This is a genomic window from Nocardioides marmoriginsengisoli (assembly GCF_003725695.1).
Classification (GTDB): Bacteria; Actinomycetota; Actinomycetes; order Propionibacteriales; family Nocardioidaceae; genus Marmoricola; species Marmoricola marmoriginsengisoli.
This window is the reverse complement of record NZ_RJSE01000007.1, coordinates 255,649-271,454: the sequence shown is the minus strand read 5'-3', so window position 1 is coordinate 271,454 and position 15,806 is coordinate 255,649. Positions and strand designations below refer to the sequence as shown.

The window sequence follows — 15,806 nt, the reverse complement described above, 5'->3', positions numbered from 1 at the left end:
TAACGGACTCCGTTAGAAGGCGGTCGTGAACACCTTGACCTACCACCCGTTGGACGTCGACTTCCTGGCCGACCCCTACCCCACCTACGCCTGGCTGCGGGACGAGGAACCCGTCCACCACCACCTCGGGAGCGACCGTACGCCGCCCTTCTGGGCGCTCTCCCGGTTCGAGGACATCTGGACCTCGGTGCGGCAGGCCGACGCGTTCTCCTCCGCCCAGGGACTGACGTTCTTCCCCGACGAGATCGCCACCCTCGGACTGCCCCCGAACATCGTGATGGTCGACGCGCCCCAGCACACCCGGCTGCGCGGGCTGATCGGACGCGGGTTCACGCCCCGCCAGGTCACCCGCCTGGAGGACGCGATCCGGCGGTTCGCGGGCGAGCGGCTCGACGAGATCGCCGACCGTGCCGCGGCCGGCGAGACCATCGACCTGCACGAGGACTACTCGGCGACGGTGCCGACCTTCGTGCTGGCCGAGCTGTTCGGCGTACCGGAGCCGGACCGGGTGCGTTTCGGCCCGTGGGTCAAGCACGTGACCGCGCTGCAGGACCAGACCCTGAACGGCGGCGGGCTCGACGATCCGGAGCAGGCGGACGGCATCGGCGCGGTCGCCGAGCTGCTCGGGTACTTCTCCGAGGTGATCGCCGAGCGACGCGCGAGCGGCGGGACCGACGACCTGATCGGTGCCCTGGTCGCCGCCGAGCTGGACGGCGAGCGGCTGACCGACTGGGACATCCTCGGCTTCTGCTTCGTGGTGACCGCCGGCGGAAGCGACACCACCGCGGCCCTGATCTCGCACGCCGTGATGCTTCTCGACCAGGCACCCGAGCAGCGCAAGCTCCTGCTCGACGACCCGGGTCTGCTCTCGCCCGCGATCCAGGAGTTCCTCCGGCTGGAGTCCTCGGTGCAGGGACTCGCGCGCACCACGACCCGAGACGTCACGATCCGGGGAACCACCATCCCCGCGGGCGAGAAGGTGCTGATGCTGTACGGCGCCGGCAACCGCGACCCCCGCGAGTTCGGCCCGAACGCCGACGCGCTCGACGTACGTCGCGAGTTCACCCGGCATCTCGCCTTCAGCAGCGGCCCGCACTTCTGCATCGGCACCCACCTGGCCCGGCTGCAGGCCAGGGTCGCGCTCGAGGAGCTGCTGGCCCGCTACCCGGACGTCAGCGTCGACCCGGCGGCCGGGGTCCGGCACCCCTCGGCCTTCGTCCGCGGCTGGCTGAGCCTCCCGGCGTCGCTGCACGGCTGATTTCAGGGAGGCTCCCTGAGGACTCGCCGGTGCACCCGCTCCGATGATGATCCGGTGAGATCCCGCCTGTGCACCGCTCTGCTCGCCGTCGCCGCGATGGTCGTCGCGTCCTTCGCCGTCACCGCCGACCCCGCTCGCGCCGCCGGCGGCACCGGGTCGATCACGGGCACCGTCACCGTCCCCGACGGGTACGACCTGCGCACGGTCCGCGTGCTGGCGACACGGACCGACGACCCGAACCAGACGTCGGCCGTCTCCGCGTGGACCGACGCCACCGGCGCCTACCAGCTCACCGGCCTCGGCACCGGCGACTACTACGTCGGGTTCGGCACCTACCGCACCGACCTGGACCTCTGCAGCGGTCATGACTACTGGTGGTCCGGCGCAGGTCAGGCCCCGACCGGCACCTGCGTCCGCATCGCTGCTTCACAGCCCGTCATCACCGGTGCCCAGAGCATCTCGGTCGTCGACGGCGCGGCCACCGCGCTCGGCGCCGTCCCGGTGCTGTCCGAGCAGCCGACGTACCAGCTGTCCGGGCACCTGGTCGCGCCATCCGGGGAGTCGGTGGCCGGCATGAAGGTCGAGCTGTGGGTCAACGACGAGACCTACTGGCGCAACGACGTCTCCGGCGGCTGGTACCGGCTCGACTCGGTCCCGACCAGGACCGTCTCCGCCGACGGATCCTTCGCGTTCCAGCTCATCGCTCCCAGGTGGAGCGTGAAGTCTGCGCTGCGACTCGTCGACGCCGGGCACGGCTATGCGTTCTCGCAGTCCACGGGCGGACTGAGCCAGTCCACCGCGGGGCGCGCCGGCGCCGACTTCGGCACCGGCTCGGTCGGGCTGCTCGCCCTCCCGTGGTGGAACTACCCGGACACCGATCTCGGCGCTCTGCAGCTCAAGCACGAGATCGGCTACGCCAGCGGGACGGCCACCATCGGCGGCAGCCCGGAATGGGGACGCACGTTGACGGCCCACTCCAACGTGGTGTGGTCCCAGCCCGGGGTCGGCACCGAGTACCGGTGGGTGCGCGGCGGCGAGGTCCTCGACGTCACCGGTCCGACCTACGTCCTGAACAGCGACGACGACGGCTGGGAGCAGACGTTCTCGGTGCGCGCGGTGCCGAAGGGCGCCTGGGCCTACAACGGCACCCCGATCCAGTCGGCGCCCGTCACCGTCGTCAACACCACGCCGCTGAACGTGGCCCTGCCGAAGATCGCCGGGGCGCCGGTGGTCGGCGGCACCCTGACCGCGACCACCGGGGCGTGGCGACCGACCTACCCCACCTACACGTACTCGTACCGCTGGCTGCGGGCGAACAGCACGATCCCCGGCGCGAACCAGGCGTCCTACCGGGTCACCAAGGCCGACGTCGGCCGCCGCCTGAGCGTCGAAGTGTCCGCAAACCGCCCGTCCGGGTGCGACCTGTGCACCCCGTGGTTCCAAGGCCCCGGCGTGGTCGTCTCGTCGGCGACCGCACCGGCCTCCTGGCCGGCCATGCCCGCCTCGTGGGTGCGGACGTGGTCGGCCAAGACGGGGGCCGCGTCGGCCAGGATCGGGCGCCGGGTCGCCGTGACCAGGACGCTGTTCTCGACGACCGCCCACGGGCTCCGCGCCGGCTACCAGTGGTACGTCGGCGGCAAGGCGGTCAAGGGAGCGACCACGACCAGGCTGAAGGTCAGGAAGTCGTGGTTGCGCAAGACCGTGGTGCTGCGGGTGACGGTGACCGCCCCCGGCTACCTGCCCCGAGCCAGGGCGATCTCGTTCGGGAAGGCGCGCCGGGCCGGCTAGCGGGTACGCCGCAGAGTGCCCGCGTCGCGTTGTCCCCAGATTTCTGATACTGAGCAGACCCGGAAATCGGAATCCCGGCTACCCTCCCCCGGAGGTGCAGACCCTTGCTGCACACGACGAGGAGGATCCATGAAGCTCAACCGCCCCCTGGCTGCCATCGCCACCGTTGCCCTGCTGGCGATCCCGACCGCGGCGAGCGCCGACACGATCGTCCGGGGCGACGCCCGCGGGGACGTGCAGGTCGTCAAGCTCGACAAGGACGGCGACGTCGTCGGGGAGGCGGCACCGGCTCCCGATCGCGCCCAGGGCGACGCGACCGGCGTCAAGGTGACGCACACCAAGAAGAGCGTCCGGGTGCTGACCCGCTACCGCGACCTGGTCCGCTCCGGCTACCAGCTCCACCAGCTGGAGATCCGCACCGGCAGCCGCGCCCGCATCCTGCAGATCGAGGCGTTGCCCGGATCCTGGAAGGGTAAGGCGACCCTGTACACCTGGGCCGGCAAGAAGGCCCGCTGCTCCACCTCGCACACGATCGACTACGCGAAGAACACCGTCCTGGCCGTCGTACCGAGCAAGTGCCTCGGCAACCCGACGTGGGTGCGCATCGGATCCGGAGCGATCACGTCGTACGACGGCAACCAGCTCTACTTCGACGACGCCTTGGTCACCGGCGGAACCTTCGACTCGCCCAACGCCCTGACCGGTCGCGTCTACCGCTGACCGGGTGCGACGGGGCTACTCGACGGCCTACTTCTTGGTGAGGAACGCGACCATCGCTTCGCGGGCCTCGTCGGAGCCGAAGAGGCGGGCGCTGAGGGCGATCATCTCCTCGGCGTTCGCCTCCAGGTAGGCCAGCAGGTCGCGGGCCAGGATCTTCTTGGTCTCGCGGAGCCCCTGCGGGTGCGCCTTCAGCAGCTCGGCACAGGCCTCGTCCACGGCGGCGTCGAGCTCGGCCGCCGGGACGCTCCGGGTGACCAGACCCATCCCGGCCGCCTCGGCCGCGTCGAAGGTCCGGCCGGAGAGGAAGGTGTCGTACGCCGCCCGGCTGGTCAGCCGCGGGATCAGCGTCAGCGAGATCACCGCGGGTGCGAGGGCCAGCCGGGACTCGGTCAGCGCGAAGGTGACGTCGTCGCCGCAGATCACCAGGTCGCTGGAGGCCACGATGCCCAGGCCGCCCGCCCGGACCGGGCCGCCTAGCCGGGTCACGATCGGCTTCGGGTGGGTCAGGATCACCCGCTGCAGCTCGACCAGCGCGCCGGCGCCCTCGGTCATCGACCCGCCGGCCGCCTCGCTGAGGTCGGCACCGGAGCAGAACACCCGATCCGCCGAGCGCAGCACCACGACCCGGACCGCGTCGTCGGTCGCCGTCGCCTCCAGCCGGTCGAACAGCTCGCTGACCAGCTGCCGCGACAGCGCGTTCCGGTTGTGCGGCGAGTCCAGTGTGATCGTCGCGATCCCGCCCGCTGTCGCCAGGTGAACAAGTTCCTCAGTCACAGACTCTCCAACCATGTTGAGTGGGCCTAGTAGGACTTCGGGAGTCCGAGGGAGTGCATCGCCACGAAGTTGAGGATCATCTCCCGGCTGACCGGAGCGATCCTGCCGAGGCGGGCCGCGATCAGCAAGTTGCCGAGCCCGTACTCCGTCGCGAGGCCGTTGCCGCCGTGCGTCTGCACCGCCACGTCGAGGGCGTTGCAGGCGATCTCGCCGCCGGCGTACTTGGCCATGTTGGCGTACTCGCCGGCTCCCATGTCGTCACCGGCGTCGCAGAGGGCGGCCGCCTTCTGCATGACCAGCCGGGACTGCTCGAGCTCGATCTTCACCTTGGCGAGCGGGTGCGCGATGCCCTGGTGGGTGCCGATGACGTCCTTCCAGACCTTCCGGGTCTTCGCGTACTCGACCGCGTGGTCCAGCGCGTAGCGCGCCATCCCGTTGGAGAACGCCGCGCCCATGATCCGCTCCGGGTTCAGGCCGGCGAAGAGCTGCCAGAGGCCGCCGTCCTCGTCACCGATCAGGGCGTCGGCGGGCAGCCGGACGTTGTCGATGAAGACCTGGAACTGCTTCTCCGGCGCGTGGAAGTCCATCGGGATGTGCTGCCACTCGAGACCCTTGGCGTCCGTCGGTACGACGAACAGCGCCGGCTTGAGCTTGCCGGTCTTGGCGTCGGCGGTGCGCGAGACCACCAGGACGGCGTCCGCCTCGTCGATCCCGGAGATGAAGACCTTCTGACCCTTGAGCACCCACTCGTCGCCGTCCTTGGTGGCGGTGGTGGTGATCTGGTGGCTGTTCGAGCCGGCATCCGGCTCGGTGATCGCGAACGCCATGATCATCGACCCGTCGGCGATCTTCGGCAGCCAGTCCTGCTTCTGCGCCTCGGTGCCGCAGCGGGTGATGATCGTGCCGCAGATCGCCGGGCTGACCACCATCATCAGCAACGGGGCTCCGGCCGCTGCGGCCTCCTCGAGGACCGCGGCGAGGTCGGCCATCCCGCCGCCACCGCCGCCGTACTCCTCGGGGATGTTCACGCCGAGGAACCCGTGCTTGCCCATGTCGGACCACAGCTCCGTGAGCTTCTCGTCGTTGCGGGTCTTCTCCGCGACGTAGGAGTGCCCGTAGCTGCCGGCCAGCTTGGCGACGGCCTCACGCAGCGCGACCCGCTCGTCGGGCTCGGTGAACGGAACGGTGCTCATGCGGACTCCTCGTTGGTTGACTCTTCTTCTGACGTGACGACGGCGAGCACGTCGCCCGCCGAGACCTGCTGGCCCACTTTCACGGCGATCTCCACGACGCCGTCACCGGGGGCGGTGATCGAGTGCTGCATCTTCATCGCCTCGAGGACGAGCAGGGTCTGCCCCGCCTCGACCTCGGCGCCGGACTCGGCCTGGACCGCGATCACGGTGCCGGGCATCGGCGCCAGCAGCGACCCGGCGCTGACCTGCTCGGCCGGGTCCACGAACCGCGGCACCCGCCGGAGCGCGACGTGCCCCGAAGGCGCCTGTACGTCGACCCGGTCGGCGTTCAGGAACACGTCGTGCGCGCGGAGCAGCCCGTCGTGCTCGACGACGACCCGCCACCCGCCGGCGATCTCCTCGGGCATCGTGGCCGTCGCGCCGGTGACCTCGCCGTACAGGTCGACGAACTCCAGGACCCCGCGGGCATCGCGCCAGCCGACCCGGATCTCGGTGCCGTCGAGGTCGAAGGTCTCGACCTGCGGGCCCGAGTAGACGTTGCGCCAGCCGGCGGGGATCGCCTGCTGGACGCGGCGCGACCGGACCGACTCCCCGACCAGCGCCACCGCGGCGGCGAACAGCGCGCAGCCCTGGTCGGCCGGCCGGCCGGGGACGTGCCGCCCGCCGAGGGCGTCGAGCTCGGCCTCGGCCAGGAAGTTCGTCGTCATCCGGCCGGCGACCACGTCGGGGTGGCCGAGCAGCTCGACGAGCAGGTCCCGGTTGGTGCGGATGCCGTGCAACCGCGACCTGTGGAGCACCCCGGCGAGCTGGCGCAGGGCGAGCTCGCGGGTCGGTGCCCAGCAGATCACCTTGGCGAGCATCGCGTCGTAGTGCGTGCCCACCTCGCTGCCGGAGACGAACCCGCTGTCCAGCCGCGTCCCGTAGGTCGTGAACTGGTCGAAGGCGAGGTCGGTCGGGATGTCGAATGCGTCGAGGAGGCCGCTCTGGGGCTGGTAGTCCGCGGCCGGGTCCTCGGCGTACAGCCGCACCTCGACGGCGTGCCCGCGCGGATGCGTCGGCGCCTCCGGGACGGTGCCGCCCTCGGCGACCCGGACCTGCGCCTCGACCAGGTCGATCCCGAAGACCGCCTCGGTGACCGGGTGCTCGACCTGGAGGCGGGTGTTCATCTCCAGGAAGGAGACACGCTCCTGCCCACCGGAGGTCGAGCTTGTGGAGACCATGAACTCGACCGTGCCGGCCCCGACGTACCCGATCGCCTTCGCGGCCAGCGCGGCGCCCTCGTGGAGCGTCCGGCGGGTCTGGTCGGAGAGCCCCGGCGCCGGCGCCTCCTCGACGACCTTCTGGTGCCGGCGCTGCAGCGAGCAGTCCCGCTCGCCGAGGACCAGCACGTTGCCGAAGGTGTCGCCGACGACCTGGACCTCGACGTGCCGGCCGTTCTCCAGGTACGGCTCGCAGAAGACGGTCGCGTCGCCGAACGCGGACGCCGCCTCGGTCGACGCGAGCTCGACCTGGCCGGCCAGGTCGCCCAGCGAACGGACGATCCGCATGCCGCGGCCACCGCCACCGGCGGACGCCTTGACCAGCAGCGGCAGGTCCGCCTCGGTCGCGTCGGCCGGGTCGATCTGCCCGAAGACCGGGACGCCGGCCGCGGCCATCAGCTCCTTGGCGGCGATCTTGGAACCCATCGAGTCGATCGACTCCGGCGTCGGGCCGATCCAGGTCAGCCCGGCCGCGATCACCGCCCGGGCGAAGTCCGCGTTCTCGGACAGGAAGCCGTAGCCGGGGTGGATCGCGTCCGCGCCGGCCTTCTTCGCCGCCTCGATGACGAGGTCACCGCGGAGGTAGGTCTCGGCGGGAGTGTTGCCCGGGAGCCGTACGGCCAGGTCGGCCTCGGCCACGAACGGCAGCCCGGCATCCGCGTCGGAGTACACCGCGACGGTGCCGATGCCGAGCCGCCGGGCGGTGGTGAAGACGCGACGGGCGATCTCGCCTCGGTTCGCGACCAGGATCTTCGCAATGACAGTCATCGGGTTTCCTTCACATCCGGAAGACGCCGAAGCGGTCCGTGCCCTCGATGGGCTTGTTGTTGATCACGGACAGGCAGATGCCCAGGACGGTGCGGGTGTCCCGCGGATCGATGACGCCGTCGTCGTAGACCATCCCGGAGAGGAAGTACGGCATCGACTGCTCCTCGATCTGCGCCTCGACCATCGCCTTGATCGCGCCGAACCCCTCGGCGTCGAACTCCTGCCCCTTGGACTCGGCGGACTGCTTCGCGACGATCTCCAGGACGCCGGCGAGCTGGGCCGGTCCCATCACCGCGGACTTCGCGCTCGGCCAGGTGAACAGGAACCGCGGGTCGAAGGCGCGACCGTTCATGCCGTAGTTGCCCGCCCCGTACGACGCCGCCATCACCACGGTCAGGTGCGGGACCTTCGAGTTGCTGACCGCGTTGATCATCTGGGCGCCGTGCTTGATGATCCCGCCCTGCTCGTACTCCGCGCCGACCATGTAGCCGGTGGTGTTCTGCAGGAAGAGCAGCGGCACGTCGACCTGGTTGGCGAGCTGGATGAACTGGGTCGCCTTCTGCGCCTCCTCGGAGAACAGCACCCCCTGGGCGTTGGCGAGGATGCCGACCTGCTGGCCGTGGATCTTCGCCCAGCCGGTCACCAGCGAGTTGCCGTAGAGCGGCTTGAACTCGTCGAAGACGGCACCGTTCGTCGCCGACCGGCCGTCCGCGATCCGGGCGATCACGTCGCGGGGGTCGAACGGCTCCTTGAGGTCGGTCGGGATCAGGTCGAGCAGCTCCTCGGGGTCGGCCTCGGGCTCGGCGTAGGTCACCGATCCGGACGTCGAGCCTGTCGAGACGCCCGCAGCGCGCCCGCGCTTCTGCTGGTTCAACCGCGCGACGATCCGCCGGCCGATCCGGATCGCGTCATGCTCGTCGACGGCCAGGTAGTCGGCCAGACCGGAGATCCGGGCGTGCATCTCGGCACCGCCCAGCGACTCGTCGTCGGACTCCTCGCCGGTCGCCATCTTCACCAGCGGCGGACCGCCGAGGAAGACCTTCGCCTTCTCCTTCACCATCACGGTGTAGTCGCTCATCCCGGGGATGTAGGCGCCGCCGGCGGTGGAGTTGCCGAAGACCAGCGCGATCGTCGGGACCCGGGCCGCCGAGGACCGGGTGATGTCGCGGAACATCTTGCCGCCGGGGATGAAGATGTCCTTCTGCGTGGGCAGGTCGGCGCCGCCGGACTCGACGAGCGCGACCGTCGGGAGGTTGTTCTCCTCGGCGATCTGCGAGGCCCGGAAGCCCTTCTTCAGCGTCCAGGGGTTCGAGGCGCCGCCCTTGACGGTGGGGTCGTTCGCGGTGATCAGGCACTCGACGCCCTCGATCACGCCGATGCCGGTGACCACGCTCGCGCCGACGGCGAAGTCCGAGCCCCAGCCGGCCAGCGGGGAGAGCTCGAGGAACGCCGTACCGGGGTCGATGAGCAGCTCGATCCGCTCGCGGGGCAGCAGCTTGTCGCGCTTGTGGTGCCGCTCGATCGCGCGCTCGCCACCACCGAGGACCGCCTTCGCGTGCTCGGCGTCCAGGTCGGCGAGCTTGGCGAGCATGGAGTCGCGGCGGCTGGGTTCAGGCGTCTCGACAGGCTCGACGTCCGGGCTCGCTGCGTCCGCGGCAGTGGTGTCGGTCGTGGTCATGAGGTGTACCCGAGCAGTCGGGCGGCAAGGTCGGTGAGCACTTCTGTTGCTCCTCCTCCGATAGGCAGGATCCGCGAATCCCGGTAGTGGCGTTCCACTTCGGTGCCGTGCATGTAGCCGGTGCCGCCGTGCAGCTGGACGGCCGCGTCGACGACCGCCTCGCACGCCTCGACGGCGGTCTGCTTGGCGAGGCAGGCCTCGGCGATCACGTTCTCACCGGCGGCATGCCGCGCGATCACCTCGTGCGTGTAGCTGCGCGAGATCTCCACCAGCCGGCGCATCTCGACCAGCTTGTGCCGGACGACCTGGTTGGCGATCAGCGGCTTGCCGAACGTCTGCCGGTCGCGGCAGTACTGGGCAGTGAGCTCGAGCGCGCGAGCGGCGATCCCGTAGCCGTGCACCGCGAGGCCGATCCGCTCGACGACGAACTGCTCGGCGATGTAGTAGAAGCCCTGGTTCTCCTCGCCCACGAGGTTCGTCACCGGGACCCGTACGTCGGCGTACCCGAGCTCGGCGGTGTCGGAGCAGTGCCAGCCCATCTTCTTCAGCGACCGGTCGACGGTGAACCCGGGCGTGCCCTTGTCGACCACGATCAGCGAGAGGCCGGCGTGGCCCGGTCCGCCGGTGCGCACCGCGGTGGTCACGAAGTCGGCGCGGACACCGGAGGTGATGAAGGTCTTGGCGCCGTTGATGACGTAGTGGTCGCCGTCGCGGACCGCGGTGGTGGTGATGCCCGCGACGTCGGAGCCGCCGTTCGGCTCGGTCACCGCGAGCGACCCGATCAGGTCGCCGGCCAGCGTCGGGCGCACGTAGCGGTCGATCAGGTCGGCGCTCCCGTTCGCGACGAGGTGCGGCAGTGCGATGCCGTGGGTGAAGAGACCGGCCATCAGGCCCGACGAGGCACCCGCGGCGAAGAACGCCTCCTGCATCACGGTCGCGTCGACGAGGTCGCCCCCGTCGCCACCCGCCTCCTCGGGGAACCCGAGCGCGAGCAGTCCCGCCTTCGCCGCGGCCTGGTGGAGCGACCGCGGGATCTCGCAGGCGTCCTCCCACTCCTGGAGGTGCGGGGCGATCTCCCGCTCGACGAACGTGCGCGCGCTCGCCTGGAGCGCGAGCCGGTCCTCGTTGTACACGGTCATGCCGGGCTCCTCTGGGCCGATGCGGCGGACGGATCTGACCAACCGGTGATCACAGCAACTCCTCGGGGACGTGCACGTGCCGCGACCGCAGCCACTCGCCGACGGCCTTGGCCTGCGGGTCGAACCGTGTGCTCGCCGCGACACCGTCGCCGAGCAGCCCGCGGATCAGGACGTTGACACCGCCGAGGTTCGGCAGCGGGTAGACCTCGACGGCCAGGTCCGCCGCCTCCGGCAGCAGCTGCTTGATCGCGTCCGGGGTGATCAGGTGCAGCAGCCAGCCGATCCGCCGGTCGCGCAGCTCGCCTCGCTCACCACCGATCCACAGGCCCACGTTGGCGTCGCCGCCCTTGTCGCCGGACCGGGCGTGCACGAAGGTGCCGAGCGGGTGGATCGAGGTCGGGGCGTCGGCTGCGGGCGTCTCGACAGGCTCGACGTCCGGAGGCGTCTCGACAGGCTCGACGTCCGGGGCTGCGACGTCCGGGGCTGCGACGTCCGGGGGCGGAGCGATCGCGACGGTCGTCCCGTCCCACAGGTGCACCGTCTCGGTGACCTCGGCACGGTCGACGTACGCCGGCCGGTAGATCCCGTACGGCGACCCGCGGCCCGGAGGCGCGGTCATCGTGAAGCCCGGGTACGACGCCAGCGCCAGCTCGACCGCGGCCGCGGTGAAGGGCTTGCCGACGGCGTCCGCGGACGGGTCCTTGACGGTGACCCGGAGCAGGCAGGAGGCGCCCTCCTCGGTGTCGGCGTCCGGAGCCGGCCGGGAGCCGAGCGACCAGTGCACCTCGGCCGGCGGGCTGACCGCCAGCCGGGCTTCGAGCTGGGTGCGGATCCAGGCCGCCTTGGCGTCGATGTCGAGCCCGGTGAGCACGAACTCCATCTGGTTGCGGAAGCCGCCGAGCTCGTTCACGCAGACCTTGAGCGTCGCCGGCGGCGGCGTCCCGGTGACACCGCTGACCCGGACCCGGTCGGCGCCGTCCTCGGCGAGCTGGATCGAGGAGAGGTCGGTGATGACGTCCGGCCCGAGGTAGCGGGTCGTCTGGATCTCGTAGACCAGCTGCGCGGTGACGGTGTCCACCGAGACCAGCCCGCCGGTGCCGGCGTGCTTGGTCACCACGAAGGAGCCGTCGGCGGCGACCTCGGCCAGCGGGAAGCCGAGCGGCTCGGCGCTGCGCGGCAGGTCCAGGAACCCGGAGAAGTTGCCGCCGGTGGCCTGGGTGCCGCACTCGATGATGTGGCCCGCGACGACGGCGCCGGCCAGCTCGTCGTACGACGTGGGCGTCCAGCCGTGGTGCGCGATCGCCGGCCCGACCACGACCGAGGCGTCGGTGACCCGGCCGGTGACGACGATGTCCGCGCCGGCTTCGAGGGCGCGGGCGATCCCGAAGGCACCCAGGTAGGCGTTGGCGGTGAGGGCGTTGCCGAGGCCGAGCTCGGCGGCCCGGGGCGCGAGGTTGTCCCCGTCGACGTACGCGATCCTGGCGTCGAGACCCAGCGACGCGGCGACCTCGGTCAGCTTGGTCGCGAGCCCGGCCGGGTTGAGCCCGCCCGCGTTCGCGACGATCCGGACCTTCTTCTCCAGCGCGAGCGCGAGGGTGTCGGCGACCTGGGCGACGAAGGTGCGTGCGTACCCGAGCGAGGAGTCCTTGAGCTGGTCCTTGCCGAGGATGAGCAGGGTGAGCTCGGCGAGGTAGTCGCCGGTCAGGTAGTCCAGCTCGCCGCCTTCCAGCATCTCCCGCATCGCGGTGAGCCGGTCGCCGTAGAAGCCGGAGCAGTTGCCGATCCGCACGATGCTCACGCCGACGCCTCCCGGCCCTTGCCGGACGGGCCCGCGAAGGCCTGGGCGATGTCGAGCCACCGGTCGACGTCCGCTCCGGTGGCGACCAGGTCCAGGTCGTCGCGGTGCCGCCGCTGGGTGACCAGCAGGCAGAAGTCGTACGCCGATCCGGTCAGCGTCTGGCCCGCGTCCTCCGGGCCGTAGGACCAGACCTCGCCGGACGGCGCGACCAGGTCGATCCGGAACTCCTCGGCCGGCGGCGGCAGCTCGTGCACGCCGAAGGAGAAGTTCCGGGTGCGCACGCCCAGGTGCGCGACGTGCCGGATCCTGTCCGTCGGCTCGTAGGCGATCCCGAGGGCGTCGTGCACGTCGAGCGAGTGCGCCCAGGTCTCCATGAACCGGGCCGTGGCCATCGAGGCCGGGCTCATCGGGGGTCCGTACCAGGGCAGCTTCTGGCCCTCCGGGTAGTCCCGGAGCATCGTGACCAGGGCCGGGCGGCCGACCTGCCACCAGGCGAAGATCTCGGCACCGGGCTTCTCGGCCGCCGCGAACGCCTCGGCGTCGACGAACCCGAGCGGGTCGGCCATCGCGCGCAGGACGCCGGCGTCCCAGGCCTCCTTGTCGGTGCCCGCGACGATCGCCGCCTCGTCGGTCCAGGCGAGGTGCGCGATCGTGGTCGCGATGTCCCACCCCTCGGCCGGCGTCGCCGTCCGCCAGCCGGCCTCGTCGAGCGGTGCCACCAGCGCTGCCAGTCCGTCGCCCTCGGCACCGAGGTCGACCAGCACGGCTTCCAGTACGGCGTTCATCCCTGCTCCTTGCTCCGACGCGGCAATTCGTCGTCGAGTACGGCGGCCCAGCGGTCGAGGATCCTCGACCGTCGCGCCTGGTCGTTGCTGATCGTGTTGGCCAGACCGAGGCCGCGGATCAGGTCGAGGGTGGCCTGGACGAGCTCGCGGCTCCCGGGTTGCGACTCGTCGGCGTCGAGCATCTCGACGGTGAGCTTGTGGGTCTCCCGGCCGGTGACCCGTTCGAACGGACCCACCACGGCCAGCAGCGCCGGGTCGGTGCGGGCCGCGACCCAGAGCTCCAGGGCGGCGACGAAGACGTCGGAGGTGAAGTGGTCACCGAGCATCTCGAGGACGGCGCGGGTGCGGCGCGGACCGGTGGGCAGCGCGGCCGCGGCCAGGGCGAGCTCGTCGCCGCGGACCAGCGTCAGGTGCTCGACGGCCGCGACCACCAGGTCGGTCTTGGTCGGGAAGTGGTGCAGCTGGGCACCGCGGCTGACTCCGGCCCGCTGCGAGATCAGCGTGGTCGACGTACCGGCCCAGCCGTGCTCGGCGAGGCACTGCACGGTCGCCTCGAGGAGCCGGAGGCGCATCGAGCGCGACCGCTCCTCCTGCGGTACCCGGGTGGACGTCACCGGTCCATCGTCGGCCCAACCACAACAAACAGTCAAGCCTGACTTTTAGTTTGGTGGACACCCGGAGGACCTCGAACGAGCCCCGGGAGCCGGTGAAACCAGGGTGAAGCCGTGGTGAAACCGCGGGCCCGGAGGCTGCTTCCTGACCGGCCACCCGTGCCGGTCAGGAAGGGAGCACCCGATGCCCACCACCACGAACGCAGTCCAGGCCACCGGCCTGGTCAAGACCTTCGGCACCTTCAACGCGGTCGACGGGATCGACCTGGAGGTCCGCCAGGGCGAGATCTTCGGCGTCCTCGGCCCGAACGGCGCCGGCAAGACCACGATGCTGAAGATGCTGGCGACGCTGCACGCCATCGACGGCGGCTCGGCGTCGATCTTCGGCGTCGACGTCGCGAAGGAGCCGCACCGGATTCGCCAGCTGCTCGGCGTCACCGGCCAGTACGCGTCGGTCGACGAGAACCTGACCGCCACCGAGAACCTCTGGCTCTTCGGCCGGCTCCAGGGCGTCTCCAGCAAGGAGGCGAAGGACACCGCGGCGCGACTGCTCGGCCAGTTCGCCCTGGAGGAGGCGGCCGACAAGCCGATCTCGCAGTTCTCCGGCGGCATGCGGCGGCGGCTCGACCTCGCCGCCAGCCTGATCACCCGTCCCCCGCTGATCTTCCTCGACGAGCCGACCACCGGCCTCGACCCGCGGACCCGGGGTCAGATGTGGGACACCATCCGCGGCCTGGTCGCCGACGGCAGCACCATCCTGCTGACGACCCAGTACCTCGACGAGGCCGACCAGCTCGCCGACCGGATCGCCGTGATCGACCGCGGCGTGAAGGTCGCCGAGGGAACGCCCGACGAGCTCAAGAGCTCGGTCGGCGACTCGACGCTTCAGCTGCAGCTCGCCGACGGCGCCGACCAGAACCTCGCGCTGGACGTCGTACGGCGGATCGTCGGCCAGGAGCCGGTCCTCACCCCCGAGTCGGGGCGCCTCAACGTCGGCCTCGACCTGGCCGACGGCGCCGCCGACGTCCTGATCGGGCTCCGCCAGGCCGGCGTCAGCATCACCTCGGTCAGCGTCGACAAGCCGACCCTCGACGAGGTCTTCCTGGCGCTGACCGGCCACGACACCGGCACTGCCGAGACCACCCACGACGAAGAATTGGAGACCGTCCGATGAGCACCCTCACCGCAACCCGCGAAGCGCGGCGTCCGGAGGTGACCGTCCTCGACGTGGACGCGATCGTCGCCCGGACCAACCCGCACAACACCCTGCGCCAGACCGTCAGCCAGACGATGTCGATGGCCTGGCGCGCCACCAAGAAGATGCGCCGCAACCCGGAGCAGTTCTTCGACGTGACGTTCCAGCCGATCATCTTCACGGTGATGTTCGCCTACGTCTTCGGCGGCGCGATCGCCGGCGACGTGAAGAGCTACCTGCCGCTGATGATCCCCGGCATCCTGGCCCAGACCGTGCTGACCACCTGCATGGCGACCGGCGTCCAGCTCCGCGAGGACATGGACAAGGGCGTCTTCGACCGCTTCAAGTCGCTGCCGATCGCCCGGATCGCGCCGCTGGCGGGGCCGATGGTCGCCGACCTGCTCCGCTACACGATCGCCGCGACGCTGACCTTCGCCATGGGCATGGTGATCGGCTACCGCCCCGGCGGCGGCGTCCTCGGCGTGACCGCCGCGATCCTGCTGGCGATCTTCACCGGCTGGTGCCTGGCCTGGGCCTTCACCTGGATCGGGACCATCGCCAAGAGCGCGCAGGCGGTGCAGGGCTTCTCGATGATGATCCTGTTCCCGCTGACGTTCCTCTCCAACGCGTTCGTCGGGATCAACACCCTGCCCGACGGGCTCGCCACCTTCGTGAAGATCAACCCCGTCTCGCACCTGGTCACCGCGGCCCGCGACCTGGCGAACAACGGCCAGGTCACCAGCGAGGTCTGGTGGACCCTGCTGGCCGGGCTGATCGTGATCGCGATCTTCGCGCCGCTCTCGGTGCGCAGCTACAAGAAGCACCTCTAGGACGCACGGC

13 protein-coding genes are annotated in these 15,806 nt (G+C 70.8%); 5 read left to right on the top strand and 8 right to left on the bottom strand.

Translation table 11 applies throughout. The annotated features are described in order from the left end of the window. Positions 1 to 25: 25 nt before the first annotated feature. From EFK50_RS09940 to EFK50_RS09930, 3 genes are all read left to right on the top strand, one after another. Positions 26 to 1,258 (top strand): cytochrome P450, encoded by a 1,233-nt coding sequence (locus tag EFK50_RS09940; protein WP_221177348.1) that lies wholly within the window; start codon positions 26 to 28, stop codon positions 1,256 to 1,258. 54 nt (positions 1,259 to 1,312) lie between these two features. Further along, a complete protein-coding gene (locus EFK50_RS09935) occupies positions 1,313 to 3,046 on the top strand; it encodes a carboxypeptidase-like regulatory domain-containing protein (protein ID WP_123227414.1) in 1,734 nt (577 codons plus the stop codon). A gap of 129 nt (positions 3,047 to 3,175) precedes the next feature. Then, entirely contained in the window at positions 3,176 to 3,766 is a 591-nt protein-coding gene (locus EFK50_RS09930) for a hypothetical protein (protein WP_123227413.1), read from the top strand. Between the two features lie 27 nt (positions 3,767 to 3,793). On the opposite strand, the gene EFK50_RS09925 is transcribed toward EFK50_RS09930, so the two are convergent. The 8 genes from EFK50_RS09925 to EFK50_RS09890 form a co-directional block, all read right to left on the bottom strand. Beyond that, positions 3,794 to 4,540 (bottom strand): enoyl-CoA hydratase-related protein, encoded by a 747-nt coding sequence (locus EFK50_RS09925; protein WP_123227412.1) that lies wholly within the window; start codon positions 4,538 to 4,540, stop codon positions 3,794 to 3,796. A gap of 26 nt (positions 4,541 to 4,566) precedes the next feature. Further along, positions 4,567 to 5,733, bottom strand: coding sequence for an acyl-CoA dehydrogenase family protein (locus EFK50_RS09920; protein WP_123227411.1), 1,167 nt, complete (start codon positions 5,731 to 5,733; stop codon positions 4,567 to 4,569). Beyond that, entirely contained in the window at positions 5,730 to 7,760 is a 2,031-nt protein-coding gene (locus EFK50_RS09915; RefSeq protein WP_123227410.1) for an acetyl/propionyl/methylcrotonyl-CoA carboxylase subunit alpha, read from the bottom strand. The genes EFK50_RS09920 and EFK50_RS09915 overlap by 4 nt, the downstream gene beginning before the upstream one ends. Before the next feature lie 10 nt (positions 7,761 to 7,770). Continuing rightward, positions 7,771 to 9,351 carry an acyl-CoA carboxylase subunit beta gene (locus tag EFK50_RS09910; RefSeq protein ID WP_221177417.1) on the bottom strand — a complete coding sequence of 527 codons (1,581 nt, stop codon included), beginning with the start codon at positions 9,349 to 9,351 and terminating at the stop codon, positions 7,771 to 7,773. 83 nt (positions 9,352 to 9,434) lie between these two features. After that, complete coding sequence (locus EFK50_RS09905) at positions 9,435 to 10,577, bottom strand: acyl-CoA dehydrogenase family protein (protein WP_123227408.1); 1,143 nt, start codon at positions 10,575 to 10,577, stop codon at positions 9,435 to 9,437. A 49-nt stretch (positions 10,578 to 10,626) separates the two neighbouring features. Continuing rightward, complete coding sequence (locus EFK50_RS09900; protein ID WP_246004110.1) at positions 10,627 to 12,375, bottom strand: acyclic terpene utilization AtuA family protein; 1,749 nt, start codon at positions 12,373 to 12,375, stop codon at positions 10,627 to 10,629. Beyond that, positions 12,372 to 13,160: a TIGR03084 family metal-binding protein gene (locus EFK50_RS09895; RefSeq protein WP_123227407.1), complete on the bottom strand. Its 789-nt coding sequence runs from the start codon at positions 13,158 to 13,160 to the stop codon at positions 12,372 to 12,374. Before EFK50_RS09895 ends, EFK50_RS09900 begins: the two co-directional genes overlap by 4 nt. Beyond that, entirely contained in the window at positions 13,157 to 13,774 is a 618-nt protein-coding gene (locus EFK50_RS09890) for a TetR/AcrR family transcriptional regulator (RefSeq protein WP_246004109.1), read from the bottom strand. The genes EFK50_RS09895 and EFK50_RS09890 overlap by 4 nt, the downstream gene beginning before the upstream one ends. Positions 13,775 to 13,955: 181 nt before the next feature. Between EFK50_RS09890 and EFK50_RS09885 the strand changes: the two genes are divergently transcribed. Beyond that, complete coding sequence (locus EFK50_RS09885; protein WP_123227406.1) at positions 13,956 to 14,945, top strand: ATP-binding cassette domain-containing protein; 990 nt, start codon at positions 13,956 to 13,958, stop codon at positions 14,943 to 14,945. Then, complete coding sequence (locus EFK50_RS09880; protein WP_123227405.1) at positions 14,942 to 15,796, top strand: ABC transporter permease; 855 nt, start codon at positions 14,942 to 14,944, stop codon at positions 15,794 to 15,796. The genes EFK50_RS09885 and EFK50_RS09880 overlap by 4 nt, the downstream gene beginning before the upstream one ends. Positions 15,797 to 15,806: the final 10 nt, after the last annotated feature.